The 25,249-nt window shown below is 58.3% G+C and carries 24 protein-coding genes, 1 tRNA gene and 1 pseudogene; 10 read left to right on the forward strand and 16 right to left on the reverse strand.

Translation table 11 applies throughout. The features are described 5' to 3' along the window. Positions 1-149: 149 nt before the first annotated feature. The gene (locus tag AC07S6_RS00315) at positions 150-320 is read left to right on the forward strand and encodes a DUF2986 domain-containing protein (RefSeq protein ID WP_495111479.1); all 171 of its coding nucleotides are present in this window, start codon (positions 150-152) and stop codon (positions 318-320) included. Here AC07S6_RS00315 and AC07S6_RS00320 read toward each other — a convergent pair. The 5 genes from AC07S6_RS00320 to AC07S6_RS00340 all read right to left on the reverse strand — a co-directional run bounded on the left by AC07S6_RS00320 (position 292) and on the right by AC07S6_RS00340 (position 4,425). Further along, positions 292-1,287: a GlxA family transcriptional regulator gene (locus tag AC07S6_RS00320; protein WP_495111480.1), complete on the reverse strand. Its 996-nt coding sequence runs from the start codon at positions 1,285-1,287 to the stop codon at positions 292-294. The genes AC07S6_RS00315 and AC07S6_RS00320 overlap by 29 nt on opposite strands. A 4-nt stretch (positions 1,288-1,291) precedes the next feature. Then, positions 1,292-1,834 carry a cysteine hydrolase family protein gene (locus tag AC07S6_RS00325; RefSeq protein WP_495111481.1) on the reverse strand — a complete coding sequence of 181 codons (543 nt, stop codon included), beginning with the start codon at positions 1,832-1,834 and terminating at the stop codon, positions 1,292-1,294. Positions 1,835-1,925: 91 nt separating this feature from the next. Beyond that, positions 1,926-2,459 (reverse strand): GNAT family N-acetyltransferase, encoded by a 534-nt coding sequence (locus AC07S6_RS00330; RefSeq protein ID WP_495111482.1) that lies wholly within the window; start codon positions 2,457-2,459, stop codon positions 1,926-1,928. Next, a complete protein-coding gene (locus AC07S6_RS00335) occupies positions 2,449-3,660 on the reverse strand; it encodes a YeeE/YedE family protein (protein WP_057977048.1) in 1,212 nt (403 codons plus the stop codon). The genes AC07S6_RS00330 and AC07S6_RS00335 overlap by 11 nt, the downstream gene beginning before the upstream one ends. Before the next feature lie 147 nt (positions 3,661-3,807). After that, positions 3,808-4,425, reverse strand: a complete 618-nt coding sequence (locus tag AC07S6_RS00340; protein ID WP_054921569.1) for a TetR/AcrR family transcriptional regulator — start codon at positions 4,423-4,425, stop codon at positions 3,808-3,810. A gap of 134 nt (positions 4,426-4,559) precedes the next feature. Between AC07S6_RS00340 and AC07S6_RS00345 the strand changes: the two genes are divergently transcribed. Continuing rightward, positions 4,560-5,000: a hotdog fold domain-containing protein gene (locus AC07S6_RS00345; RefSeq protein WP_003192702.1), complete on the forward strand. Its 441-nt coding sequence runs from the start codon at positions 4,560-4,562 to the stop codon at positions 4,998-5,000. Between the two features lie 10 nt (positions 5,001-5,010). Here the strand turns inward: AC07S6_RS00345 and AC07S6_RS00350 are convergent, their stop codons facing one another. Together AC07S6_RS00350 and AC07S6_RS00355 are read right to left on the reverse strand one after the other, a co-directional pair. After that, positions 5,011-6,339 carry a sensor histidine kinase gene (locus AC07S6_RS00350; RefSeq protein ID WP_495111483.1) on the reverse strand — a complete coding sequence of 443 codons (1,329 nt, stop codon included), beginning with the start codon at positions 6,337-6,339 and terminating at the stop codon, positions 5,011-5,013. Continuing rightward, on the reverse strand, positions 6,332-7,006 hold the full coding sequence (locus AC07S6_RS00355; protein ID WP_320747147.1) for a response regulator transcription factor: 675 nt from the start codon (positions 7,004-7,006) through the stop codon (positions 6,332-6,334). The genes AC07S6_RS00350 and AC07S6_RS00355 overlap by 8 nt, the downstream gene beginning before the upstream one ends. 137 nt (positions 7,007-7,143) lie before the next feature. Between AC07S6_RS00355 and AC07S6_RS00360 the strand changes: the two genes are divergently transcribed. The 3 genes from AC07S6_RS00360 to AC07S6_RS00370 all read left to right on the forward strand — a co-directional run bounded on the left by AC07S6_RS00360 (position 7,144) and on the right by AC07S6_RS00370 (position 8,517). After that, on the forward strand, positions 7,144-7,317 hold the full coding sequence (locus AC07S6_RS00360; RefSeq protein ID WP_014719228.1) for a hypothetical protein: 174 nt from the start codon (positions 7,144-7,146) through the stop codon (positions 7,315-7,317). Further along, entirely contained in the window at positions 7,298-7,645 is a 348-nt protein-coding gene (locus tag AC07S6_RS00365) for a hypothetical protein (protein WP_495111484.1), read from the forward strand. The genes AC07S6_RS00360 and AC07S6_RS00365 overlap by 20 nt, the downstream gene beginning before the upstream one ends. Positions 7,646-7,947: 302 nt before the next feature. Then, positions 7,948-8,517 (forward strand): type 1 glutamine amidotransferase family protein, encoded by a 570-nt coding sequence (locus AC07S6_RS00370; protein ID WP_034126170.1) that lies wholly within the window; start codon positions 7,948-7,950, stop codon positions 8,515-8,517. Positions 8,518-8,812: 295 nt separating this feature from the next. Here AC07S6_RS00370 and AC07S6_RS00375 read toward each other — a convergent pair whose 3' ends face one another. Genes AC07S6_RS00375 through AC07S6_RS00385 form a run of 3 tightly spaced genes read right to left on the reverse strand, consistent with a single transcriptional unit; the run spans position 8,813 to position 13,913 of the window. Continuing rightward, positions 8,813-9,907, reverse strand: coding sequence for an HlyD family secretion protein (locus AC07S6_RS00375; protein WP_495111485.1), 1,095 nt, complete (start codon positions 9,905-9,907; stop codon positions 8,813-8,815). Continuing rightward, a complete protein-coding gene (locus AC07S6_RS00380; protein WP_495111486.1) occupies positions 9,900-11,537 on the reverse strand; it encodes an MFS transporter in 1,638 nt (545 codons plus the stop codon). The genes AC07S6_RS00375 and AC07S6_RS00380 overlap by 8 nt, the downstream gene beginning before the upstream one ends. 39 nt (positions 11,538-11,576) lie before the next feature. Beyond that, positions 11,577-13,913 carry a membrane-bound PQQ-dependent dehydrogenase, glucose/quinate/shikimate family gene (locus AC07S6_RS00385; protein WP_495111487.1) on the reverse strand — a complete coding sequence of 779 codons (2,337 nt, stop codon included), beginning with the start codon at positions 13,911-13,913 and terminating at the stop codon, positions 11,577-11,579. 92 nt (positions 13,914-14,005) lie between these two features. On the opposite strand from AC07S6_RS00385, the gene AC07S6_RS00390 reads away from it, so the two are divergent. Together AC07S6_RS00390 and AC07S6_RS00395 are read left to right on the forward strand one after the other, a co-directional pair. Next, positions 14,006-14,911 (forward strand): LysR family transcriptional regulator, encoded by a 906-nt coding sequence (locus tag AC07S6_RS00390; protein WP_069868682.1) that lies wholly within the window; start codon positions 14,006-14,008, stop codon positions 14,909-14,911. A 93-nt stretch (positions 14,912-15,004) separates the two neighbouring features. After that, a complete protein-coding gene (locus tag AC07S6_RS00395; protein WP_014719246.1) occupies positions 15,005-15,679 on the forward strand; it encodes a MarC family NAAT transporter in 675 nt (224 codons plus the stop codon). 192 nt (positions 15,680-15,871) lie between these two features. Here the strand turns inward: AC07S6_RS00395 and AC07S6_RS00400 are convergent, their stop codons facing one another. After that, positions 15,872-16,771, reverse strand: a complete 900-nt coding sequence (locus AC07S6_RS00400) for a LysR family transcriptional regulator (protein WP_495111488.1) — start codon at positions 16,769-16,771, stop codon at positions 15,872-15,874. 183 nt (positions 16,772-16,954) lie between these two features. Between AC07S6_RS00400 and AC07S6_RS00405 the strand changes: the two genes are divergently transcribed. Continuing rightward, a complete protein-coding gene (locus AC07S6_RS00405; RefSeq protein WP_014719248.1) occupies positions 16,955-17,965 on the forward strand; it encodes a zinc-dependent alcohol dehydrogenase family protein in 1,011 nt (336 codons plus the stop codon). Here AC07S6_RS00405 and AC07S6_RS00410 read toward each other — a convergent pair. From AC07S6_RS00410 to AC07S6_RS00420, 3 genes and pseudogenes are all read right to left on the reverse strand, one after another. Beyond that, positions 17,896-18,054: pseudogene (locus AC07S6_RS00410) on the reverse strand (transposase domain-containing protein); the annotation flags it as partial. The gene AC07S6_RS00405 and the pseudogene AC07S6_RS00410 sit on opposite strands and share 70 nt — an antisense overlap. An 89-nt stretch (positions 18,055-18,143) precedes the next feature. Further along, positions 18,144-18,219, reverse strand: a tRNA-Asn gene (locus AC07S6_RS00415). A gap of 33 nt (positions 18,220-18,252) precedes the next feature. Next, positions 18,253-19,176: a LysR family transcriptional regulator gene (locus AC07S6_RS00420; protein WP_495111489.1), complete on the reverse strand. Its 924-nt coding sequence runs from the start codon at positions 19,174-19,176 to the stop codon at positions 18,253-18,255. 100 nt (positions 19,177-19,276) lie between these two features. On the opposite strand from AC07S6_RS00420, the gene lldD reads away from it, so the two are divergent. Beyond that, on the forward strand, positions 19,277-20,407 hold the full coding sequence (gene lldD / locus AC07S6_RS00425) for an FMN-dependent L-lactate dehydrogenase LldD (RefSeq protein WP_137270654.1): 1,131 nt from the start codon (positions 19,277-19,279) through the stop codon (positions 20,405-20,407). A gap of 413 nt (positions 20,408-20,820) precedes the next feature. Continuing rightward, positions 20,821-21,747, forward strand: a complete 927-nt coding sequence (locus AC07S6_RS00430; RefSeq protein WP_014719251.1) for a GGDEF domain-containing protein — start codon at positions 20,821-20,823, stop codon at positions 21,745-21,747. Positions 21,748-21,881: 134 nt separating this feature from the next. On the opposite strand, the gene AC07S6_RS00435 is transcribed toward AC07S6_RS00430, so the two are convergent. Next, positions 21,882-22,655, reverse strand: a complete 774-nt coding sequence (locus tag AC07S6_RS00435; RefSeq protein ID WP_153474739.1) for an iron-containing redox enzyme family protein — start codon at positions 22,653-22,655, stop codon at positions 21,882-21,884. A 78-nt stretch (positions 22,656-22,733) separates the two neighbouring features. Further along, the gene (locus tag AC07S6_RS00440) at positions 22,734-25,196 is read right to left on the reverse strand and encodes an EAL domain-containing protein (RefSeq protein WP_034126162.1); all 2,463 of its coding nucleotides are present in this window, start codon (positions 25,194-25,196) and stop codon (positions 22,734-22,736) included. Positions 25,197-25,249 lie beyond the last annotated feature (53 nt).

The raw sequence follows: 25,249 nt of genomic DNA on the forward strand, positions 1-25,249 counted from the left end.
CTTTTTTGGGGCCGCTACGCAGCCCAGCGGGAGCAAGCTCCCTCGCCACAGTTACCGGCTCTGCCTTAACTGACTGGTATTAACCCAGCGCCCGGTCACATTTGTTGAAACTGGTATCATCCGCGCCTTTCCCCTTCAGGCAACGAAACATGAACCGCCAGAAAAAACTTCAGCAGCTCTTCAAAGCCAAAGCGAAAAAGGCCAGCGCCAAGCTGGCGCCTAAAAGCAAAGACAAATACATCAGCAAGGCGGACCGCTTGAAGCTGGCGACCGAAGCCGCCCAAGAGTCGGTCACGGCTGTCGAGACGCCTGCTGAGTAAGACGCATGGCTGAAGGGGTGGCCGCTTCATACTTGCCCCAGATACGCCGCAGATGCCGCGCAGAACCAAAGCCTGCGCGCTCGGCGATGGCTTCAATGCCCAGGGCAGATTCGGCCAGCAGTTCACGGGCTACGGCCAGGCGCAGGCGGTGCAGATAGTCCAGCGGGCTGGTGCCGACATGCTCCTGGAACAGGCGCGCCAGGTGGCGACTGCTGGTGCAGGCCAGGCTTGCCATGCGGGTGACCGTCCAGGTTTCACAGGGCGCGGCGGCGATGGCGTCTTGCACACGATGCACCGCCGGGTGCAGGTGATTGCGCCCGGTTATCCAGGGCGACAACTGCGGGTCGCTGCCGCTGCGGCGCAGGTACACCACCATGTCTCGCGCCACCGCGCACGCCAGCCGTGGCCCGGCCAGTTCGGCAACCAGGTGCAACATCAGGTCGATACCCGCTGTGACACCGGCGCTGCAACTGACCGCGCCATCGGTGACGTACAGGCGGTTTTCCAGAACCCGGGCCTTGGGGGCGAGGGCCTGCAGGGTGGCGCACAGCGAATGGTGCGTGGTGCATTGGCGCCCATCGAGCAGCCCGGCCCTGGCGGCACTCAGCGCGCCGGCGCACACGCACACCAGGCGTTCGGCCGAGGGCGCGAACACGTTTTGCAACCACAGGGTGAGCTGCTGGCTGGCCGACTCGAAAGCCTTTTGGTGAGCCTTTGATACGTTCATCGTGGAGCCCACCAGCACCACCAGCGTGCCGGGCGCCAGAGTCTGCGGCAGGGGCGCCAGCCCGGTCAGTGGCAAGCCGATGGAGCTGTGCAGCGACTCCACCGGGCTGACGTACTGCATGTCGAAATCCACCGCCGCCGGGTCCTCGGCTTGCGCGGCCAGGCGCAACACTTCAGCAGGCCCCGCCAGGTCGAGCATCAGCACATTGGGCAACAGCACGAACAGCACCGGCACGCTCACAGGTTCATCCTTCCAAGGCCTGTTCGACCGTGACGATGCGCGCAAAACGCTCTTCCAGAACCAGCTCCGTGCGTTCGCGGATTTGCGCAGAGGTGTACTCCCGGCCGCTACGCAGGTGGGTCATGGGGAACGTCAATGTCGCTTCACTGACAAAGTCCACCTTGAAGCCGCTGTCCGCAGCCTGCCGCGTGGTGGTTTCGCAGCATTGCTCGGTGCGGATGCCGCTGATGATCAGCGTGGTGACGCCCATTTCCACCAACCGAGCGGCCAGTGGCGTACCGGCCAAAGCACTGTGGTAGCGCTTATGGATCACCAGTTGCGGATTGATCGACAGCTCGCTCAATGCCCTGACGTTGCCCGATTGCATGGAGAAATGCCCTTGGTCTTCAACATGGAAAACTTGTACCACCGGGATGCCGCGCTGAACACAACCATCGATGAGGGCCTGCTGTTTTTCCAGGTAGTCGGGCAGGTCATTTTCGGACCAGTAGGTTGAATGGCGGAAGGAATGTTGCGCGTCGATCACGATCAGGGCTTTATGGGTCATGGACAGTCCTTGTGGCTTGCATCAGTGGGTAAACGATGCACGCCATGGTAAGGACCACCCACAGTGCGCGACAGACGCAAGGCAGACTACTTCAGGACGGATTCGGACATGTCACCGGGCACGCCATGGCACAACGGCTGCCGGGTTCGAAGCCATGGGCGTACTCATCCGCCAGGATCGTTTCCAGACGCGAATCAACGTGAGGCGCAAAGCCCAGGCGCCGGTAGAACGGAGCATTCCAGGGTACATGCTTGAAAGTGGTCAGCGTCACCGCACGCAGGTGTTGGGCGCGGGCATGCTCTATCGCCGTTTCCACCAATCTGCGCCCCCAGCCCTGGCCTTGCAGCGGCTGGGCAACCGACACTTCATGGATATGCAGGGCGTCGCCAAAGCGTTCTGCGCTGAGGAAGCCTTGAGGGTGATCGTGGTCATCAACCACCACCCAACAGGTCGATAGCGCGATCCATTGCCGATGGCGTTCGATGCTGATCGACGCCGCATCCGCCAGCCAAGCCAGCCCTTCGATTGCGCGAAATGCCTGGGCTGCGCACTGCTCGATGGCGGGCAACAAACCGGCATCTTGCGCGCGCGCCAGGCGAATGTGGGTGGACTGCTCAGCAGCCACTCAATGCCACCTGGGGCCGTTCGCCCGCAAAGAAGAAGGGCCGCAAACGTACGCCCACGCCGTTGCCGATAAAGGCCGCCACCAGCCACACCCAGCCATGCAGGCTGCCCGAGGCGATGCCACTGAAGTACGCGCCGATGTTGCAGCCATAGGCTAGGCGCGAACCGTAGCCAAGCATCAGGCCGCCGATCACAGCCGCGATCAACGAGCGCGCTGGAATATTCAGGCTGGGCGCGAAACGCCCGGCCAGGCCTGCGGCCAACAACGCCCCGAGAACAATGCCGATGTCCATAACGCTGGTGATGTCTTCCCACACCGGTGCAGCCAGGGCCTTGGCATTGCCCGGCATCTGCCAGAATGCCCAACTGGCGACGTCCACGCCCAGCCCGCTCGCCACCTTGGCGCCCCACAGCGCGAACGCCGAGGTGATGCCCCACGGCCGTCCGGCCAGGGCGAGGGTGGCGTAGTTGAGCAGCGCCAGGCCAATCGCGCCCCACACCAGCGGCCAGGGTCCGCGCAGGAAGCGGCGTAGCCCTTGGTGCTCGCTTTGCACGCCTTGTTCAAGCTGGCCGTGACGGCGCTTTTCCAGGCGCACTGTCACCACTGCAATCAGCGCGAACACCGCCAGGCTCAAGACCAGCGCCGGCAGCACACCGAAACTTTTGACAATGGAAACCGCCGGGAACGATGGCAGTGCAAACCACCAGTCGACATGGTGGGTGGCGATCAACGAGCCGCAGATAAAGAACAGCAGCGTCACCAACATCCGGGCATTACCGCCGCCCACGGTGAACAAAGTACCCGACGCACAACCACCACCCAGCTGCATGCCGATCCCGAAGATAAACGCCCCGAACACCACCGACACACCGGCCGGCGCCACCAGTCCCACGACCGGCTGACCGAACAAAGTGCCCGCGCCCAACGCCGGGAAAAACAACAGCACCGCCACCGCCAGCATCACCATTTGCGCACGCAAGCCGGCGCCGCGCCGATCATTGATAAACACGCGCCAGGCCGAGGTAAAACCGAAGGCTGCGTGATACAGCGTCAGGCCCAGCGCGGCGCCGACCACCAGCAGCAACACCTGGCGTGCGCCGACCATGTTTTGCAGGAACAGCGCGCCCGCCACCAGGATGATAAAGGCAATCAGTGGCGCGACGGGCTTGCGCACGGGCGTCAGGGAAAGAGACGTGCTCATGGGGTTCTCGATTGGTTGGAAGGAGGCAAGTATAGCCCTAGACGGAATTTGATCAGATGGCGGCATTGCCGAAAGGCTCATCGCCTGAAGCACCGCTATCGCAGCCTCGCTGAAGCTCGACAGCTCCCACAGGGGATGGAGGACTGACTAACCCAGGCTGATCGACTTCCACGCTGCTTCAGCCAGCAGTTCGCGGTATTCAAATGGACTCTTTTTGACCTTCGCCGACAACCACGCACGCGAGTAACTTTCCGCCGCGCCAATGATCAGCGAAGGGATCAGCTCGGCAGGCAAGTGACTGAAATGCTCCTTGCGCCCTTCCCCGCTCATCCATTCCTTCAACTGCTGGTTGCGCTGTTTGTTGCGTGCAAGCAGCTCGTCCTTGAACGGCCCGCTGGAGACGGCAAAGCGGCTTTGGAACACGAACCGCGCCCAGTCCGGCTGTGCGGTCACCCATTCAACGTAGCTGTACACCAGCCCGACGACGCCTGCGTGGGCGGTGTCCGCTGCTTGCAGATAATGGTCACGCAGGCTGGCCTGGTCCTCCAGCGCCGCAAAGAACAGCGCAGCGACCAGCCCTTCTTTATTGCCGAAGTGGTGATAGATAGCGCCCACGCTGGTGTCGCAGCGCGCGCGAATGGTTTCGATAGAGGTCGCCTCGATGCCCACCTCGTTAAAACACGCCAGTGCTTCGCGCAGGATGATGCGCTTGAGGTCGCTGCGCCTGCCGGGGAAGGTGCGCTCGATGAGATCGATGGAGTGCATGGGAGAACGCCAAATCAAAACAGTTTATAGGCTGAACGACCGGCAGAGAAAGCTCCGGTTGACAGCCGTGAAACCAAAAGAATATTGTTCCGTTACAGAATATTATTCTGTAACTGACCCTTGAGGATATTCCGATGAGCCAAGCCCTGAGCATGTTCAATAGCGTAGGCCCCGCCGCATTCAGCAACCTGGCGTGCCAAATGGCGCCCTACTTCAGCACCATCACTCCCGAGATCGCGGAGCTCAAACCCAACCATGCGGTGGTCACCGTGCCGTTTCGCAAGGAAATCACCAACCACCTGGCCTCGGTGCATGCCATCGCACTGTGCAACGCCGCCGAATTGGCCGGCGGCATGATGACCGACGCGTCGATCCCCGCAGGCGCACGCTGGATTCCCAAAGGCATGACTGTGGAATATCTGGCCAAGGCGAAAACCGATATCCGCGCTGTTGCCGATGGCAGCGCTATCGATTGGCAAACCGCCGGAGACAAGATCGTGCCGGTGGAGATCTTCGATGCGGGTGGCGTCAAGGTCTTCACCGCCCACATCACCATGAATGTGAAGCTCGCTTAGACACAATCGTTCAACAGACTACAGGTGCGCCGTCTGCCGGCGGCGTGTCCCGTACATTCGTAAAATCAAGAATGACCGTAAACCGTTGCTGCTCGCGGATCACCTCAATCTGCCAGCCCAGCTTTGCGCACAACTGCCGCATCAACTGCAACCCAAGCCCATATCCAAAATCATCGGACTCCTGCCGCGGCTTGACCTCACTGATGTAATTGGCAATCACCAGCCGGGGGTATTTGAAACTGATATCCACCGTGCCCTCTTCCGCGTATTGCAGCGCATTGCGCAGGAAGTTGCCGATCACGATACGGCACGCCGTAGGGGGCAGTCGGCAGGGTTCGTTGTGGATGTCGATGCTTAGCTCAATATCCCGGTGACCGATCAGGTAGCGGTGCCTTTCAATCAGTTCGCCAACTACCTCGCTCAGATTAACGTCTTCCTCGGGCAACGACTCTGGACGTTCGCGGCTCATCCACAGCAATGTCTCGGCGATCAGTTGCATATTGAGCACCGAGCGTTCTACGCGCTGCAACGAGGGTGGAAGCACACCACCCGATTGCAGGGCCAACAATTCGACATTGGCCTTGAGCACTGCCAGCGGCGTGCGCAGTTCATGGCTGGTGTAGCGCAACAAGCGGCCTTCACGCTGGCTGGCGGCCTGCACTTGCACAACACTTTTGGCCAGGGCATCGGCCAGCATATTGAACTCCTTGAAGTTGAAACCCGGCCGCTCGCTGGCCAGGGCGTCAGGATTGTTCAGGGTGCTGGACCATTGAATCAGGCGTCCCAGCGGACGCACCAACCACCATACCAACAGCGCGATGATAATCAGCGCCGGCACGAATACGGCCAGGCTGATGAGCTGGACGCTTTCCAGTACCTGGTCAAAGTAGGCGTCGGACAATGGCGTCTCCACCTCTCCCCCTACTTCCTTATCGTGGTCGATGTCATACATGTACAGGGTTTTGCCGTCGCCCAAAGGTTGTTCAAGAACTATATGGAACGGCGCGTCGTCGTCATCGGAGTAGAGATCGCCGAAGATATTCACCGCGCCGAAAGACAGGTTGGGCGGTGCATCCAGCAACTCGCGCACGTCCTGCGGCAACGCCTCCTTGCCGATGACGCTGGTATAGAAGTAATTGTGCGGCGTCGGCGTGGTCGGGTCTTGTTTGTAGTGCCGGACAAAATACTGGGCCTCCTCCTCCATCATCGCGCTGGCGGTATAGAACAGTCCGCGCACGGTGAATTCAGGCAGCAGCTTGCTGTAGATCACCAGCACCACGGCAATCAGTAACAGGAAGCTGCCACTGATCACCCACTTCAAGCTCAGGCCATTACGCATGGGGTTTTACCTGAATGCCGACACCCGCCAGAGTATGGATCAATGGCCGGCCAAACGGTTTGTCTACCGCCTTGCGCAGCCGATGCATATGCACTTTGAGGGTATTGCTGTCGGGCGGCTCATCGCCCCAGATTTTGCTTTCCAGTCGCTCCCGGGGAACAGGCTCGGGACTGGCGCGCATCAAGTGCTCCAGCAAGGCCCAACAGATGGGTGACAGGTGCAGCTCCTGCCCTGCCCGGCTGACTTTGCGGGTGGTCAGTTCCATGACCAGGTCGTCCACTTGCAGGCGGCTGGTCTGGCCGCTGCGCCGCAGGCTCAAGGCGCGAATCCGCGCCACCAGTTCGGCGAGTTCGAACGGCTTGACCAGATAGTCGTCGGCGCCCGCGGCAAAACTGGCGAGCTTGTCCGGCAACGCATCCAACGAGGTCAGCATCAGAATGGGGGTCTGGATACCTTGCTGGCGTAACCCTGCGCACACCTGCTGGCCGTCCAGTCGCGGCAGCATGATGTCCAGCACAATGACGTCGTAATGTTGGTTGAGCGCCAGGTTGAGCCCGGCCTGGCCATTGCTGGCGTGATCGCAGACGATGCCGCTGATCTCCAGGTACTCGATGACGGTGGTGGCCAGGTCCAGGTTGTCCTCGACCAGCAGCAGATGAATATGCACGGAAAAAAACCCTCGGGCAGGCAGTGCGCAGCGGTGTGAAGGATAGCGGAAGTCGCGCTGTATCCCCCGATGTTTACCTGGCGTTAACCTGGTGCTGCTTAGGCTAAGGCTCTTCTTATCCAGAGCTCGTCACCGTCATGAACCTGTATTCGATGATCAAAGGGGTGCTGTTAGCCGTGATTTTCCTCGCGCTGATGGTGGGCATCCTTCCACAGCAAACTCAGTTGGTACGCATGGGAGGCAGTGGCTGGTTTCTGATTGGCCAGAATGTTGAGCAGACAGGGTCGTGTCATGTCGCCCGTGCGTCGTGATGAGCTGGGCGCCAACTATGCCGGCCAGTTGGTCGCCTGCGTGGTGCTGGTTATTGGTGTGGCGGTTTCGATGGGTGTCTATATCGCGCGCTTGAATGCGCACCTCGATGAGCAACGCAACCTGACCTCGGTGTATCTGCCCGACTGCCCTGACGGCCGTGGTGGTTTTATGGTCTATCCCGATGACAGGCGCAGTGGTGACGAGTGCTACACCGCGCAGGAAGATGAGTCGATCGATGTCGATGAGCTAAAGCGGCTATCAGCCTGGAACCGTGCGCAACGGTTCGACTACCTCCTGCCTGCAGTTCAATCACCGCGCACGTTTTAGATGCACGGCCTTTATGCTTACCCAGTGCAGGCGCTGGGCCGCTCTAAAGCCGCTGCGCTGGAGGCAGACTTGCTGCGCAACGGCGAGCTGCGCAGCGCACCAGAACACCCTCTCAACGTTTCACGCCTGAATATACCGCCGCGTTGATCACTGTCATTGTCAGTTGAAACACATACTGCCAATACTCCACCACACCACCCATCACCCCCGCTGGCGAGTACACTCGACGGCAATGCCCACCAGGACAACCCTGCTGGGCAGGTTGCTGCTGATTATCATGGAAACTTGAGAAGGACACTCAAATGGTACGTGCCGTTACTATCCTCACCGAGAATTTTTCTGACTGGGAGCCCGCGCTGATCAATTCCACGGGCCGTGCCTACTATGGCTTCGAGACTTGTTTTGCCGCTCCCGGTGGCAAGCAAGTGACATCATCCGGTGGCATGACCATCATTCCCGACCTGGCCATCGAGGCCATTCGGCTGGACGATGTCGACTTGCTGATTGTGCCGGGAGGCCCGATCTGGAGAACAGACAACGCCCCCGCCATCGAGGCGCTGGTCCGTGAGGCTCACGCCAGGAACATCGTCGTGGCGGGAATCTGTGACGGTACCCGCGTACTGGCCAAGGCTGGAGTGCTGGATCACTTGCAGCACACCTCCAACTCCGCTGACAACCTCAAGCAGGTGCATTATCGCGGAGCAGATTATTACCAAGACGTACCGTACGCCGTTGCCGACCAAGGTGTGGTCACGGCTCCTGGCAGCGCGCCGGTCAGTTTCATGGCCCAAATTCTCGACACCTTGGGTTTGAAAGACAAGAAGCTGGATGCCTACCTGGCCATGCATGCGGCTGAACATATTCACGGCTGAACCCCTTCCCTCTATCTCTCCCCCTCACCTCGGCGCTGCGGCCTGTTACCGGGCCGTAGCGCGCTTCACCGTTGAACCGCTCCTCCAATACCCAAAGCGGCAGAACCGATGCTGAACCTGATTGAGTGGTGGATATGTCTGAACATGCCGCCTGACGAGGTCAACAAAATCGCCCGGTTCCGCGAACTCAATGATGCTCAAAAAGCGCTGATGCTTTCAGCTCGTAAGAAGTCAGGGAAATTCACGGAGGGGTCCTGGGACTCTCAACAGCAACTGAATGCTGATAGCCGCCTCCTCACCGATGACGCGTATCGACATCGACCTCAACCGACATGCCCGGGCGCAGCGAAGACTCGAAAGGCTGGTCCGGATCAACAGATATGCGCACCCCGATACGCTGCGGTACCTTGACGAAATTGCCCGTTGCATTGTCCGGCTTGAGCACCGCGAATTCCGAGCCCGTCGCTGGTGAGAGCCGCTCGACATGCCCCGTTAGCGTCGCCCCTCCTAACGCATCAATCCTGAGCGTCGCGATCTGGCCGGGCGCAATAGCCTTAGTCTGCGCCTCCTTGTAGTTCGCGACTATCCAGTGATCAGCGGGCACTACCGACATCAATTGTGTGCCGTGGGTCACGAATTGGCCCAACCGCACGCCCACTTCTCCGAGCACGCCATCCTCCGGCGCCTGGATGACCGTGTGATTAAGATCAATCTGAGCCGCACGCAGTTTTGCCTGTGCCACCCGCACCTGGGCTTCCAGACCTTCACGGCCGACATCCACGGTACGCAACTCCTCCCGAGCAATCGACTCTTGCGCACCCGCCTGCTGTACCTCGGCCTGGGCTTGACTGAAATCGGCTCGTGCCTGGTCGCGCTCGCGCGTAGAAATGGCGCCATCGATGACCAACGCGTTTGCGCGCTGCATGTCAGCGCGGGCACGCAATAAGCGCGCCTGCGCACCGGCCATAGCTGCAACATGACTCTCGATGCCCGCCATGCGAGCAGCGTGCGCCTGCTGGTTGTTGGAGAGGTCGGCATTGGCGACGCCAAGATTGGCCGTCGCCTCATCTACCTGCGCCTGATAGACCTCATCGTCAATACGCACAAGGACCTCGCCTCGCTTGACCTGCGCGAAATCTTGCCCGGCCACCTGGACGATATAGCCGCTGACCTGAGGGGCAATCACCGTGGTTCTCCCCCTCACATAGGCGTTATCTGTCTGTTGCAGACCTGCGTCAAAAGGCGGCAACTTCCAGATGTACAGGACGATCGTAATAACGCCAATCGCAGCCAGCACCATGATGATGCCTTGCAAACGGCCCCGGGGCGGGGGCGACCAATGAGAAGCAGTGTGTTCAACATCCGATGGAACAGTCATGGAATCAGTCATTTACGTTCTCAGGCTCGCGACGGATGCGCGAGAGGAAAAAAGCCGACATCTGCAGATAAAACACATACATCGCGGTGCCAAAAGCCAGCGCTGACACGATGCGAAAGACGTCATTGAATGCCAGTACGCTAGCCTGTTGCTGCAACGCTTGTCCTAGCAGCTTGCTGCTCTGTTTCTGGCGCTGTTCCGGGTCGGCTATATGACTCGAAAGCAACGCCTCGCCAATGCCGAGGCGCGCTACGACAAGGGGATTGGTGATCGGCGCACTGTCCGCCAGGCTAGCGATATGGGACTGGGTTCTGATGAACTCGTAGCTGCCCATTACAGCCGACCCTGCCAGGCTGCCGATACTCTGGCTCGCCCCGTACAGGACCACGAGCGTGATCATGTACTGAGGTCCCTTCGCGAACAGTTTGAGAAAGCCAAAGATCAAGGCAGGCCCGATGAACAGCGTCGCACCGAACCCAATCAAACACTGGCTCAGGTACAGTTGCGGCGCACGCGTGAGGCTGGTGGATTGCGAGTCCAGATACGCTCCCGTTGCGATAAACAACGCCGCGACCATGACCTGCCAGGGGATACGTTTGGGCGACAACGTCAGGCAAGCGACGACGATCCCCATCAGCATCGACACCAGTACGCACGCAAACAGGACACGCAACTGATCGTTATTGAGCCCGCCCATTGATAGCAAACCTACCGAGCCGAAAGTCTGCTCGGCCAGCGATAGCCGAACCAGCAGCGCAATCGCAACAAAACGCATCAAGTCGAAACTGCCCAGCCATTCCAATTGCAACAGCGGCTGAAGCCGACGTCGTTCAATGAACACCACCGTCACCAGCAACGAGATAGCCGCCACCAGCATCCAGCCGAGAAAGGGCGCGTCGGTCCACCAATAGCTCCGGCCGAGGCCAAGCACACCGGCAAACAGCAGGAAGGATGAAACCAGCAATACAATCACGACTGCGTCCGAGGCAGAAAACACGCTGGCCCTATCACTGCGTGGCAAAGGCACCGCCAACGTCACACCCAACACCGCCATACCAATGCCCAGATTCAACAAGTGCAGCCCCAACCAATGTTCCGAGGCGAGAAACTCCACGGGAATCATGCGCGCCACCGGCGATCCTATCTGGGTAAGCCCTACGCTGATAATCAGGGCCATCGGCTGGGCCGATGGGGCTAGGGCCTGCATCAGATAATAGGTACTCAAGGCGATCAACGTCGCGCACATCAAGCCGTTGATCGCCGTGGCAATGACCGCAGTTGTCAAAGTGGGCCACAGTAACTGCAGCACACAGGCAGCGATGTAGGTACCGACAATGCTTGCCGTGACCAAAGGGATTCCGAGCTGCATCCGGGCCTTGACCAAGGTCAGGTTGGCGCTGGCATTGATCGCCAAAAAAACTGCCACCAACCATGAGACCTGAGCCGTGTACTCGCCAATAGAGCCAGAGATTACGCCTAGATTGCTCGCCACCAGGCCGTTGCACAGCGTCGTGCAGGTCCCGAGGAATAAGCCTACGACAAAATATATGCCACGCCTGGCCGGCGACAGCCTGGGCTTATAAGGACTGCCCGCCATCGCCGGTTTCTCGTCAGCTTTGAACACGTATTCAGCGCTGGCCATGTACAGGTAACGCCTTCTTTTGCTGTCGCTGCAGACGCTTCACGGTTGGGATGTCGGAAGGCTGAAGGCCATTACATAGTCACCGGTGTCGGGAGAATGCGCTGCCCCGCCTACGGAAATGACAACGTACTGTTTGCCCGTCGTCGGCGAGACGTAGGAGATCGGCGTGGCGCTGGCGCCGACCGGTAATTCATGTTCCCAGACGAGTTTGCCACTTTGCCCGTCGTATGCCCGGATGTAGTAGTCCTGATAACCGGCAAAGAATACGAGGCCGCCTGCCGTGGTCATCGTTCCTGCATAAGTTGGCATGCCCATGGGCATGGGCAGGTGTGATGCGATACCCAGTGGCCCCAATTGCTCTGTGGTGCCAGCCGGCACTTGCCAGGCCACCTTGTGCGTATTCAGATCGACCGCCGTGACGGTCCCATAGGGTGGCTGGTTGCACGGAACCCCTAGGGATGACATCCAGATATAAATGGCTTGACCGTAAGGTGTTTTCAACTGCGGTGACGGCCCATGTCCGCTCACCTCGATCTGGTGGGTTTTTGTCCAAGTATTGAATTCATCACGAGGCATCAGCCAAAAGATGTTCGGCACCCGGATATCGTTCATATAAGCCAGATGATTAACGGGGTCGTAGGAGACGCTACCCCAGTTGAATCCTCCGATATTGCCGGGCTGATCCAGCGCCTTGGTCAGACCGATCGGCGTGAAGTCGCCCTCGTAGCGCAGTTGCTTGAACATGATGCGGCACATGAGTTGGTCGAACATGGTTGCCCCCCACATCTTCTTCTCGGTGAGGTGTTCGGCACCGATAGTCGGCATCCCTACCGAATAAGGCTGTGTAGGCGAAAGCTTTTCTTCAGGTACCGCACCGGCCGTAGGCACGGGCTTTTCGACGACGTCCGCAATCGGCTCCCCGGTGGCGCGATTTAACAGGAAAAGCTGGCCACGCTTGGTGGTTTGCAATACCCCGGGGATGGTTCCGCCTTGGCCGTCAGGCAAATCGACCAGCGCGGGTTGAGAAGGCAAGTCGTAGTCCCAGATGTCGTGATGGACGGTCTGGAATTTCCATTTCGGGCGGCCCGTCATGATATCGAGGGCGACAAGGGAAGAGTTGTATTCATCCGAGTGCGGTGGTCGCTCCATGCCGAAAAAGTCCGGCGTGGCATTTCCCAGCGGCGCATAGATAAGACCCAACTGGTCGTCATAGGCAGCGGCGGTCCACATGTTGGGCGTGCCGGGCGTGTAGGTCTGCCCCGCCGGTGGCAAACCGGTTATGTCCGGGTTGCCCAGGTCCCACGCCCATGCCAGTGCGCCGGTGCGGACATCAAAGGCGCGGATCACACCTGACGGCTCACCGCGGCTGTAGTTATCAACTACCCAGCCACTGATAATAATGTAGTCGCGCGCCACCAGCGGCGCGGAGGTCTGAAAGTAGAACCCAGGCTTAACGTCGCCCATGCCCTGCTTCAGGTCGACGACGCCGTCGCTGCCAAAACCTGGGCACTGCTTGCCGGTCTTGGCATCTAGTTCGATCAGACGCGCATCGATGGTGGAATTGACGATTCGTTCCGCACAGACGCCATCAGCCGGCGCCTCCTTGAGCTTGTAGTAACCCAGGCCGCGGCAACGGTTCCAGATAGGAGATGCACTATGGGTATCGAATTTCCAACGTTCTACCCCCGTATCTGCATCGATGGCAGCAATGCGATCATCGGGTGTGCAAGTGAACAACGTATCTTCAATTTGCAATGGGGTGTTCGAATCCACGGCGCCCTTGTCCAACTGGATCTTCGCGCCGGTACGATAGGTCCAGGCCACTTTCAGGTCCTGAACGTTGTCACGGTTGATCTGCGTAAAGGGCGCGTAGCGCGTACCCGCAGTGGTTCGGCCATATGCGGACCAATTTGAAGGCGTGGTGTTTGTGGCTGCGGCAGTAAAAGGTGTGCCCGAGACAGGCGAGACGACACCATGTGGAGTAAAGGCAAACCCAAAGAACACAGCCGTCCCTAATAGCGCTAGTACACCCAGGCCGCGTATCCGACGCCGGGAGTCCGCAGGCGACCAAGTGGATAACAGGAGCAAGCCGATGCTCGCCAACGCTGCCGGTACGAGCAGGCGTGGAAACAGCGCCCAATAGAACGTGCCTGACTCCCAGAGCGCCCATGGAACACTCAGCACGGCAACCGCTACCAGCAGCCATACTCCACAAACTTGCCTACGCCAAAGCATGACGCCAGCGCTCAGATAGGCCCATCCGGCCAGCACGTAATAAAACGATCCGCCAAGGGTTAAGAGGTAAGCTCCACCTAACAATAGCCCCAGCCCCATCAAGGCAACTAGGCTGGCAAAAATACGATTTATCGAGGTCACAGTTGAACTCCTATACGCTAAATGGCTCTCAGACTTGGTGATGATAGTGTTAGTCTATTAATTTTAGCCATGCCATATGGAGCAACTATACATTGCATAAAAGCAACGCCATGTGGAGCGAATACCACACCTTCCTCGTTGCCGCGCAAACATTGAACTTCAGCCGTGCGGCTGAACGGCTTGGGCAGAACACTTCAAGCATCAGTCGCGCCGTGACCCGGCTGGAGGAGCATCTGGGTCTGCGCTTGTTCAATCGGATGCCCTCTATGCGATTGACGGACCCGGGCGAGCGGCTCTATAGCGAAATCGCGCCCTTGTTCGAAGGCCTTCAGGAGGTTGAAAGCGCGATCAAGTCGGATGATGGAAAAATTAGAGGACGTATCCGGGTCGTCGGATCGCCCGAGGTTGTGCACTGGTTTATCAACCCGGCTATCGCTCGAATGCTGGAAGAACAGCACGAAATTCATTTTGAAGTGGAGGCCAGCACACGCGTGCCAAACCCCATTGAAGAGCCAGTGGATGTCTACTTCAGTCATCGCCGCGCCGAAGTGATTAACAAGTCGCTGGTTGCTCGGCCAATCTGTTCAATGCCACAAGGGTTATTCGCTTCTCCCCTGTTACTGGCCGGCAGGAAACCTCCCCGTGTACCGGACGATCTCCTGCAATGGCCCTGCCTTGGGCGTCAGGGAGAACCCGAGTGGGAGCTCATCGACCCCCAAGGACATAAACACCTGATGCCGGTGCAAGCCATCCTGCTTGCCACACCGAACGATGCGCGCATGGATCTTACTCTGCGCGGACTTGGCATCGCGCAGTTCAATTTGCCCAGCGCCAATGAGGCCGTAGAGAGCGGAAAACTGGTACGTGTTTTACCTGGCTATACCCTCCAGAACATGTCGCTGTATGCTTTTCTACTGTCACGACGCTTGATTCCGCAGGCGGTGCAGATCTTTCTGCGCTATACCACGGAAGAGGCAAAAAAATACTTCCCCGATTGACCCCTGACTTGATATCGGTTCGTTAGGGCAGATGACGTACGACCTTAATAATCTTATAGCCTCCTATTCGTTGCATAACCGAGTAAAAACACTATGGGCAATTACTTTCATCATGTTCTTATTGGACTATTGGCCCTGCTTCCTATGGCCAATCCTCTAACTAGCATCTCCCTTTTACTAGGCCTTGGAGGAAAGCTGCCTACAGTAGAGCGTAACCGGCAAATCCTGAAGGCAAGCTTATATGTAGCTCTGATTATGTTTGTCAGCTTCTACGGAGGCAGCCTGGTAATGCAGGTATTCGGAATATCTGTCCCCGGCTTGAGAATAGCCGGAGGCCTGATCGTTACCTACATCGGTTTCGCCATGCTTTTTCCAGCAACGACACCTGACGAAACAGAGGTTCAGAAAGATTTCCTTTCAGAGAAAGAGAAATCAACCCCACATTTCCGCGATCTGTCATTTGTACCTTTAGCTCTTCCTGGTGCAGCAGGCCCCGGCACGATAGCGTTGCTTATCAGCTCCGCCTCTACCCTGCAGTCGACCTACCAGACCCTGCCACTCGTCATTCACCTTGCAGCCGCAACCGTATTCATCATTACTGCGCTTATTTTCTGGATAGCTTTACGATGTTCAGGGCGAATCATGAAAGTGCTTGGTGAGTCAGGAATCGATGCAATTTCCCGCGTCGTTGGTTTTCTACTGGTTTGTATGGGCGTTCAGTTCGTTATCAATGGTGGTTTTGAGTTAGCGTCTACACCTATGCACTGAATCATAGCTTTTTATAATAGTGATTATTAAAGGCCGTTGATACTTCCGCGGCCACATTCGCTAGCACCAGGTGAATGGGTGTTCCTACGCCTATGGAGAGCTGACGCCTTGCCGCCCTCAGGAAGCTAGGAGGCCAGACTTGGACAAAATCAACATTGGCCAGTTACGACTAGCCCCACTACAAAACAATGGTTAGTGCGCTGTGAACCAGTTGGGGTGTAGCACCGGAAAATGTTCCTTCAGCCAATCCACAAATGCCTCGACCTGAGGCGCAAGATGCGTTCTGCTTGGATAAAGCACGGAAACCAGGCGAGGCTTTGGACGAAATGCCTTGAGCACTTCGATCAGTTCTCCGCTTGCGAGGAATGTCTCAACGGCAATTCCAGGCGCTTGAACAATGCCGAAGCCTGCAACACCGCATTGAACGTAGGCATTCGACTCATTCACGGTGATTCCACGCCGAGGCGTATGTGGACGATCTTCGCCGTCTACCGAGAAGTGCCAAGGCAGCGGTCTGTTATTTTGACCGGAAAGGAAGCTGACACATTGGTGGTCTACTAGATCTTGTAGGGTTATGGGTGCACCGCAGGCTTGGAGATAACCTGCAGACGCACAGGTCACCATGGTGGCGGTGCCAATTTCTCTAGCCACCATGCTTGAATCCGGAAGTTCACCCATTCGCAATACACAGTCGATGCCCTCGGCTACGAGATCTACCGTACGGTCGGTCACGCCTAGCACAAGCTCGATTTCGGGAAATGCCTCGGTAAACCTCCTAAGGCTTTCCATGAAGCTGCGCTGGGAAAATGCAGTAGGGATGTCAATTCGAAGCCGCCCTCGCAACGTCGATCCACTACGGTCGAACATGGAAGTGGTTTCTGCGATGGTTGCCAAAATCTCTTTGACGCGTTCGTAGAACCGCTCTCCCTCAGCAGTCAGTTTTACTTTACGCGTAGTGCGCTGGAACAGACGGACACCCAGCGAGGCTTCCAGATCCTGAATGGTGCGTGTGACGTGCGGTCGCCCGGCCTGCATTGCCTCAGCGACTTTGGTGAAGCTCCCCAACTCCGCTAGCTTGGCGAATACTTGCATCGACTGTAGAAGCTCCATAAGTCTCTTCTCGGGAAGCGAGTTAACTGGATGATTGTTGCTTATCAGGATAACAATCCTGTTGCTTTCTGCACATTTATCCAGGGCCGCGAAACCTTAACAATGTCCTCAGCGTAAAGGAGGAGCTTTGCTCCCCTGCACATTCAAAATTGTTGGAGACAGAAAATGAAAGCGTGGCTTCTAAAAGATTTCGGCTTGGATAATCTCGTGCAGGGCGAAACGGAAACCCCCGTGCCCCGAGCGGGTGAGCTGCTGGTTAAAGTAGGCGCCGTATCACTCAATTTCCGGGACAAGGCCATCGTTGACGGCATCTATGAACCTCACATGGTGCCCAAGCCGCTGATCCCCGTCAGCGATGCGGCGGGGACTGTCGTGGCAGTAGGTGAAGGTGTCAGCCGCTTTGCTATCGGAGATCGGGTCAACTCACACCTCTACTCCCGTTGGTTGGACGGCATGCCTGGGCCAGATGAACCCAACTACTGCTTCGGCTCGCCATTGCCTGGTGGTCTGGCGCAATACATGATCATCCATGAAGACAGCGCAGTACGTGCCCCCGACAATATGTCTGATGAGGAAGCAGCGACCCTTCCAATTGCTGCTCTGACGGCGTGGTATGCGCTCGTCGACTATGGCCAGATAGAGGCCGGCCAAACCGTTTTGGTTCAGGGCTCTGGAGGTGTTTCTGTTTTTGCAGCACAAATTGCTACCGCTTTGGGAGCCAAGGTTATCGTCACCTCCAGCCGTGATGACAATCTGGAAGCTGTAAAAAAACTGGGCGCGGTTGCGGGTGTGAATTATCGCACCACCCCTGAGTGGGCAGAGGAAGTTCTGAAGCTCACTGACGGCAAGGGAGTGGATCTGCTGCTGGATGTGGCGGGCGGGGACGGCATCAACCAATCGATTGCTGCGACAAAGGCAGGTGGACGTATTGCACAGATCGGCTTTCTGACAGGCCAGACCTCCGCCTTGAACCTGATGCCTATGATTTTCCGGCAAACAACGATTCGCGGCATAGCCGTTGCTCCACGCTCGTCATTTGACCGAATGAACGAATTCTTGAACGAGCACAAGATTCGCCCGGTAATCGACCACGTGTATCCATTCGATCAAGCACGCGAAGCGTACGAACATCTGGCCAGAGGCGCCTTTGGTAAGGTAGTAATCAAAATCGCGTAGGACCAAGCCGCTTCAATCTCACTCGCCCGCTGCAACGGCAGGCGCGTGAGCACGGCCTTCAAATAAGCATACGGATCATGCCCATTGATGGCGTCATAGGAAGCGCGCTAAGCGTCTGGATTGCTGGGTCAAATCCCAAGCAAAAAAAAGCCTGCATCTCTGCAGGCTTTTCTCTATCTGGCTCCACGACCTGGACTCGAACCAGGGACCCAATGATTAACAGTCATTTGCTCTACCAACTGAGCTATCGCGGAATACGCCGTATGTTACTGATTAAAAAGAAGAAGTCAAGCACCCTCAGAAATTTTCCGCAAATCGCCCCCCTGTTCGTTTGAATACGACGGTTCCCTGGCCAGTTCCAACCAGGCCCGCGCTGCCGGTGGCAAGTGGGCGCTGGCGCGCCAGGCCAGGGCGATGTGCCAATCGGTATGAGGCTCGTCCAGGGGGATCAAGGCGATGCCGGGGTGTTGGTGTTTGTGCGCCAGCATCCGGGGCAGGAAGGCGACGCCCAGCCCGGCGGTGACCAGGTCGACGATAAAGTCTATTTGCCCACTGCGAGCGGTGACTTTGGGTGTCACGCCTTTGCGTTCGCAGGCGCTGAGGATCTTGGCGTTGAGAGCAAAGCCGGCCTCGAACAGGATGAAGGGTGAGTCGGCCAGGTCGGTGAAGTCGATGCGCTCGCGCTGGGCCAGTGGGTGACCTATGGGCAATACGGCGATCAATGGCTCGTTGCGCACCGGTTGGTAGTCAAAACCTTCATCAACCGGCAGCAGCAAGGCGGCGAGGTCCACCTCCCCTGCTTCCAGGCATTCGCGCAGCCTTTTACTGCCGTACTCCGTCAGTTCGATGTCGATGCCCGGGTAACGGCTGCGGTAAGTGGCGAACATCGCCGCAAACAAGACTCCGCACCCTACCGGCGGCAGGCCGATGCGCAGCACGCCGCGCTGGAGGCCGCGCAGGTCGTTGATTTCAGCCATCAGGTCGGTGCGTTCGGCGAGCATTACCAAGGCGCGGCGGTAGGCAATTTCGCCGGCGGCGGTGAGTTCGTTCTTGTGGCCAAGGCGATTGAGCAGCGGCATGCCTAATTCGTCCTCAAGGGTCTTGACCGCTTTGCTGACGGTGGACTGGGTCAGGGCAACCACTTCGGCCGCCTGGGAGAACCCACCCTGGCGCACCACTTCGACAAACGCACGCAATGTTCGTAGGTTCATCAGTATTCCTATAACGACTGGATGGCAGTGATAAAAGTTGTTTTCATCATGGCATAACTTTGCTTAGGGTGTAGCACTTTGCCCTGTGGAGACACCGTCGATGATCATCTCGTCCGCTTCCGACTACCGCGCTGCGGCCAAGCGCAAGTTGCCGCGCTTTCTGTTCGATTACATCGACGGCGGCGCCTACGCCGAGCACACGCTGCGCGCCAACAGTTCGGACCTGGCCGAGATCAGCCTGCGCCAACGCATCCTGCGCAATGTCGACGACCTGAGTCTTGCCACCCAGCTGTTCGGCACCGAACTGGCGATGCCGGTGATCCTCAGCCCGGTCGGGCTGACCGGCATGTATGCGCGACGCGGTGAAGTGCAAGCAGCCAAGGCGGCGGCCAACAAAAACATCCCTTTTTGCCTATCGACAGTGTCGGTGTGTTCGATTGAGGAAGTGGCCTCGCAAAGCCCGCAGTCGATCTGGTTCCAACTGTATGTGCTCAAGGATCGCGGCTTCATGCGCAACGCTCTGGAGCGGGCGCAGGCAGCTGGCGTGACCACCCTGGTGTTCACGGTGGATATGCCCACACCCGGCGCACGCTACCGCGATGCGCACTCGGGCATGTCTGGCCCCTACGCAGCGCAGCGACGCATGTTGCAGGCGGTGACCAAGCCGCAGTGGGCCTTCGATGTGGGCTTGATGGGCCGCCCTCACGACCTGGGCAATATTTCCAAATATCTGGGCAAACCCACCCACCTGGAGGACTACATTGGTTGGCTGGCCAACAACTTCGACCCATCCATCAGTTGGAAAGACCTGGAGTGGATCCGCGAGTTCTGGAAAGGCCCGATGATCATCAAGGGCATCCTCGACCCTCAGGATGCCAAGGACGCGGTGAGTTTCGGGGCCGACGGCATCGTGGTCTCCAACCATGGCGGCCGCCAGCTCGACGGGGTGCTGTCCACGGCCAAGGCGTTGCCGCCAATTGCCGAAGCGGTGGGCGATGACTTGACCGTGCTGGTGGACTCCGGCATTCGCTCCGGGCTCGACGTGGTGCGCATGCTCGCCCTGGGCGCCAAGGCGTGCCTGCTGGGGCGCGCCACCGCCTACGCGCTGGCCGCCGAGGGCCAGCATGGGGTAGAGAATCTGCTGGACATCTTCGCCAAGGAAATGCGCGTGGCCATGACCCTGACCGGGGTCACCTCCATCGCGCAGATCGACCGTACCACCTTGGTCTAGTAGTGATGAGGGATGGTGTACGTTGTGTGCGGATAACCGAAGCGTTGTTTATTTGCGACAAATAACTCGCCCCACCGAAACAGTAAGGTTAACCGGGCCGGCAGTAACGCCGGCCCAAATCAGCCAAATAACTGGCGCCATGCTTTAACAGACTTTTCTTACTTAAAAATTAGTTAATTGATTTATAAGGATTTTTACCAACCAAATACACTTGGCATGAATCTCGCTCTAGTACTGTTCAAGCAGGTTCGGCGATGACAAGACGTGCGGCAGTGCCCCGGGGTTATAACCCAATGAAAAGCGGTTTAAACTGTTTCCAATGTTTTACGGAACTGAAGGATCAGTAAGACGCTTGGCACTCGCCACCCTCATCCCGCCTGTAAGACAGCCCAGTGCTTAGAGGCCACGCGCTTATGAAAACCCCTACCCAGACCAACGCAATTGACTTTGACAGTGCCAAATTGCAACGCCTGGGATTTGGCCAGCCATCCTTGCGCCCACGCCGCCCCGCCACCCTCGCTGAACTTCGCCAGCAACTTAACCAGCAGTTGCAGACCAGCCTGGAGCCGGAGCGCATCCTGGGCCTGTTCTTTCGTGAGGTTCAGCGCCTGGTGCCGCTGGACGCGTTGCAATACCGTCACGCCGCCAGCGACCTGCGCCTGGAGTTTGGCCACCGGGGTCATCACTCCGTCAGCTACACCCTGAGCCATGAAGGCGAACACCTGGGGGAGCTGGTCTTTCGTCGCAACCAGCGGTTGCTTGAAGAAGAACTGAGCCAGCTCGAACTCCTGCTGGTGACCTTGCTTTATCCGATGCGCAACGCCCTGCTCTACCGCGCCGCCACCCGCAGCGCCCTGCGTGACCCGTTGACCGAAACCGGCAACCGTGTGGCCATGGACCAGACGCTGCAGCGAGAAATCGACATGGCACGCCGGCATTTGCACCCGCTGTCGTTGTTGATGCTGGACATCGACCACTTCAAAAAAATCAACGACACCCATGGGCATGCTGCGGGCGACAGCGTGCTGCGCGCCGTAGCCGGGGCGATCAAACGCCAGCTGCGCAACGTGGACATGGTGTTTCGGTTTGGCGGGGAGGAGTTTTTGATCCTGCTGTCCAACACCGGTCGCGATGCCGCGAGGATGGTGGGAGAGCGCCTGCGCCAGGCGGCACAAGCGCAGGACTACTGGGTGGAGGGCACGCGAATAGAACTGACCGTGAGCCTCGGCTGTTCTACGCTGCTGGCGGCCGAGTCGGCTGAAAGCCTGCTACGCCGTGCCGACAATGCGTTGTATGTAGCCAAACGCGAAGGTCGCAACCGCTTGGCGATGGCGGGATAAGGCCAGTTGTGGCGAGGGAGCTTGCTCCCGCTGGGGCGCGAAGCGGCACCGTTCTTTATTTAAAAAGAATGGGCCTGCTACGCAGTCCAACGGGAGCAAGCTCCCTCGCCACAAGTACCACCCGAACCGCTACATCACGCCTCGCTGGCGATGCGCACAGGGCGCTCGCGAACGGCTGGCGCCTTGTCTTTTTCCGCATTCTCTAGACGCATGCAGCTTTCCAGGAACAAGTGCATGTAGTCGTAGCTCTTGCACACCGCCTGGCGCAACTCTTCCTGCAGGGCCTTGCTCGGGTTGGTCCCGGCCAGTGTGCAGATGATTTCCAGGGCTTCCCAAGGGTGGGCGTCGTCGTATTGGGCGTGCATCTTCAGCCACTTCATCGCCCGCTTGCGATCTTCCTCAGGGAAGGCGGCAGCATACACACCGGTAGAGCAGACCACGGCGGACCACTCCCCCGTCGCCCCCTCGATCGCGTAGTTGGTGGCGGCAATCGCGACGATCAACGCATCCGCCGAGCTGGTGTGCCAGCACCAATGGCTCAGGGCGTGCAACTCGGGCGGCACCTCCTGCGCTTGGAGTTCTTCAAGGCTGACGCCGTGAGCCCGCGCCCAATTGACCCAATAGTCGGCATGGTTGAGCTCCACGCGGATATTGCGCATGAGCCAACGGCGCGCCATATCCTCCCCAGGATGACGGGCAAACTTGGTCTTGGTCAGGTTCTGCGCCATGTACAAGGCAAACTGTTCCACCACCGGCCAACCACCAATCAGGTAGTGGCGCATGGTCTTGGCGCTGAGAGCGTTGTCGCGCATGCGCTGGTACAGTTCGTGCTCGACAACCCGACGCTTGCTCTCGCTACAGTCCTGGATCAGTTGCTGCGCCCAGGCGGGGTAACTCGAGGCCTCCATAAGCGGGCCGGTTCTGTTGAATGTGTCGATCACTGTGGGGCTCCTTTTCAAGTGTGATTGTACAGACCAGCAAATGTTTCAGCGGAAAGTGCCGGGCGCCTTGAATAACAGAGGCTGCGGCCGCTCAGGTCGGCACTGCAGGCTATCAAAGGTAAACAATTGCGGGCGTTCAATCAGGTAGCCCTGAGCGTAATCCACACCTATCTCAAGTAAAGCCTGTTCGATCTGGGGTGTTTCAACAAACTCGGCAATCGTGCGCTTACCCATGACGTGGCCGATGTGGTTGATCACCTCGACCATGGCGCGGTTAATCGGGTCGTCCAGCATATCCTTTACGAAACTTCCATCGATCTTCAGGAAGTCTACAGGTAAATGTTTCAAATATGCGAATGAGGACATTCCGGCGCAAAAGTCATCCAGGGAAAAATGGCACCCTAACGCTTTGAGTTCATTAATAAATCGAATCGCACTGCCCAAATTGGCTATAGCGCTCGTTTCAGTTATTTCAAAACAAATCATTTCCGGTGGAATGCTGTAACTATCGAATTTCTGACGTAAAAAACCCAAAAAGTCATCATCGCCAATGGTGATGCCTGACAGATTAATCGCACACATGGCCATGGGTCGGCCCGGACGCTCATGCATGCAGCGGGCGATAATCTTGAATACGTTTTCCACTACCCAACGGTCCAGGGACGTCATCAAACCGTAACGCTCGGCCGCCGGAATAAAACTGTTGGGTAAAATGATCCGCCCCGCTTCGTCATGCAGGCGCAGGAGAATTTCGATGTGCCCATTGCCAGCGTCGGTAGGGCCCAACGGCGCGATCTCCTGGGCGTAGAGGCAAAAGCGATCTTCCTCAAGGGCGATATGCAGCCGCTGTACCCAGGCCATCTCGCCAAACCGCAGAGATAATTCCGAGTCGTCGACGTGGTAGACCTGCACCCGGTTGCGCCCCTTTTCCTTGGCCATGTAGCACGCCATGTCGGCGGCGCGCAGGGAGGTTTCCAGGGTGGTCGGGGTTTGCGAGATATGCACCAGGCCGATGCTGACAGTGGTCATGAAGGGCCGCCCCTTCCACACGAAGTGCAAGCTCTGCACGGTATGGCGCAGGCTCTCGGCGATTTTTTCCGCCACCGGCGCCGGGCAGTTTTCCAGCAGGATGCCAAACTCGTCGCCGCCCAACCGAGCCAGGGTATCGCCTTCGCGCAAGTCTGATTGCAACAGCGCGCAGATGTGACGCAACAATTCATCGCCTGCCGCGTGGCCACAGGTGTCATTGACCAGCTTGAACTGGTCGAGGTCGAGGAACATCAAGGCATGTCGCCCACTTTGCTGGCGCGCGACCTGTTGCAGCACCTGTTCAAGGCGGAACTCGAACTCGCGACGGTTGGCCAGGCCGGTCAAGGCGTCATGGGTGGCCTGCCAGGAAAGATTGGCGATGTACTGGCGTTCCTGGGTCATGTCGTGCAGCACCAGGACCGCACCGCTGATCTTGCCGGCGCTGCGGATCGGCGCGCCCACCAGGGTGACCGAGACCGTGCTGCCGTCCAGGCGCTGGATCAGCTTGGAATGCTCGCTGCCGCCGCTGAACTGGCCCTTGACGATGTGCTCAATCAGGGTGAATCCGTCGGGCTCGGCGTTTTCATTCAAAAGCTTGAACAACGCCGCCAGCGGCAGGCCCTGGGCCTGCTCCGAGCGCCAGTGGGTCAAGGCTTCAGCGGCAGGGTTCATATAGGCAATGGCCCCGTCGACATCGGTGGTAATCACCCCGTCGCCAATCGACTCCAACGTGATCTGCGCCCGCTCCTTCTCCGCTTGCAGCGCATCGGCAAAGGCATGACGCTGGGCCAGCAGCTTGTGGGTGCGCAGCAGCGCCAACACGATCAGGCCCAAGGCAGTCGCCAGGTTGGTGATCAACAACAGGCGCAGGATCATCCGCGAACCTTCGCCCAGGGCATCGCTGAAGGCCTTGGCGGCGGGCGTCACCCCTTCATTGATGGCCGTGATGCGCGCCTTCCAACTATGGACATCGTCACTACTGACGTAGCCGGAGGTGATGGCGCCGTGCATCTCCTGGGCCAGCTCATCCAACTGCAGCAGATAGCCGTCGCCCACCGTCCACAGCTCAATGGCTTTTTCCAGGTAGCTGAAATGGCGGAAGTTGAGGTACAGCCAGATCAGGCTGGAAACGTCGTCCGGATGGTTGCCGCCCTTGAGAATACCCAGGCGAGCGGCCTCCATGTCTGGATTGGGACGGTCCAGGGCAATGCGCAATTCATGCCCACCCTGGGGCACGGCAATGGCCTGCTGGTATTTGAGGTAGGTGGCGTCGTTGCGGTTATCGGCGTAGAGGGTCAGGTAGTAGATGGCATCCTTCTGGCCCTTGGACCACAGGCTTTCACCCGCCACATAGCCCCGCACTGCCGAAAGCACGTAGAGACTGACGCAGCCTAACAATGCCTGGAACAACACGACGGCGATGAAGGGCCAGACAATACCCAACAGGCGTGGCGTTCCGAGAGTCCGCTTTTGCTTCATGAAGTCCCTTACACATGCACAGCTTAATACGCACGCGAAAATCCGCTCCCGAT

Source organism: Pseudomonas sp. GW821-FHT07B01 (assembly GCF_059419065.1).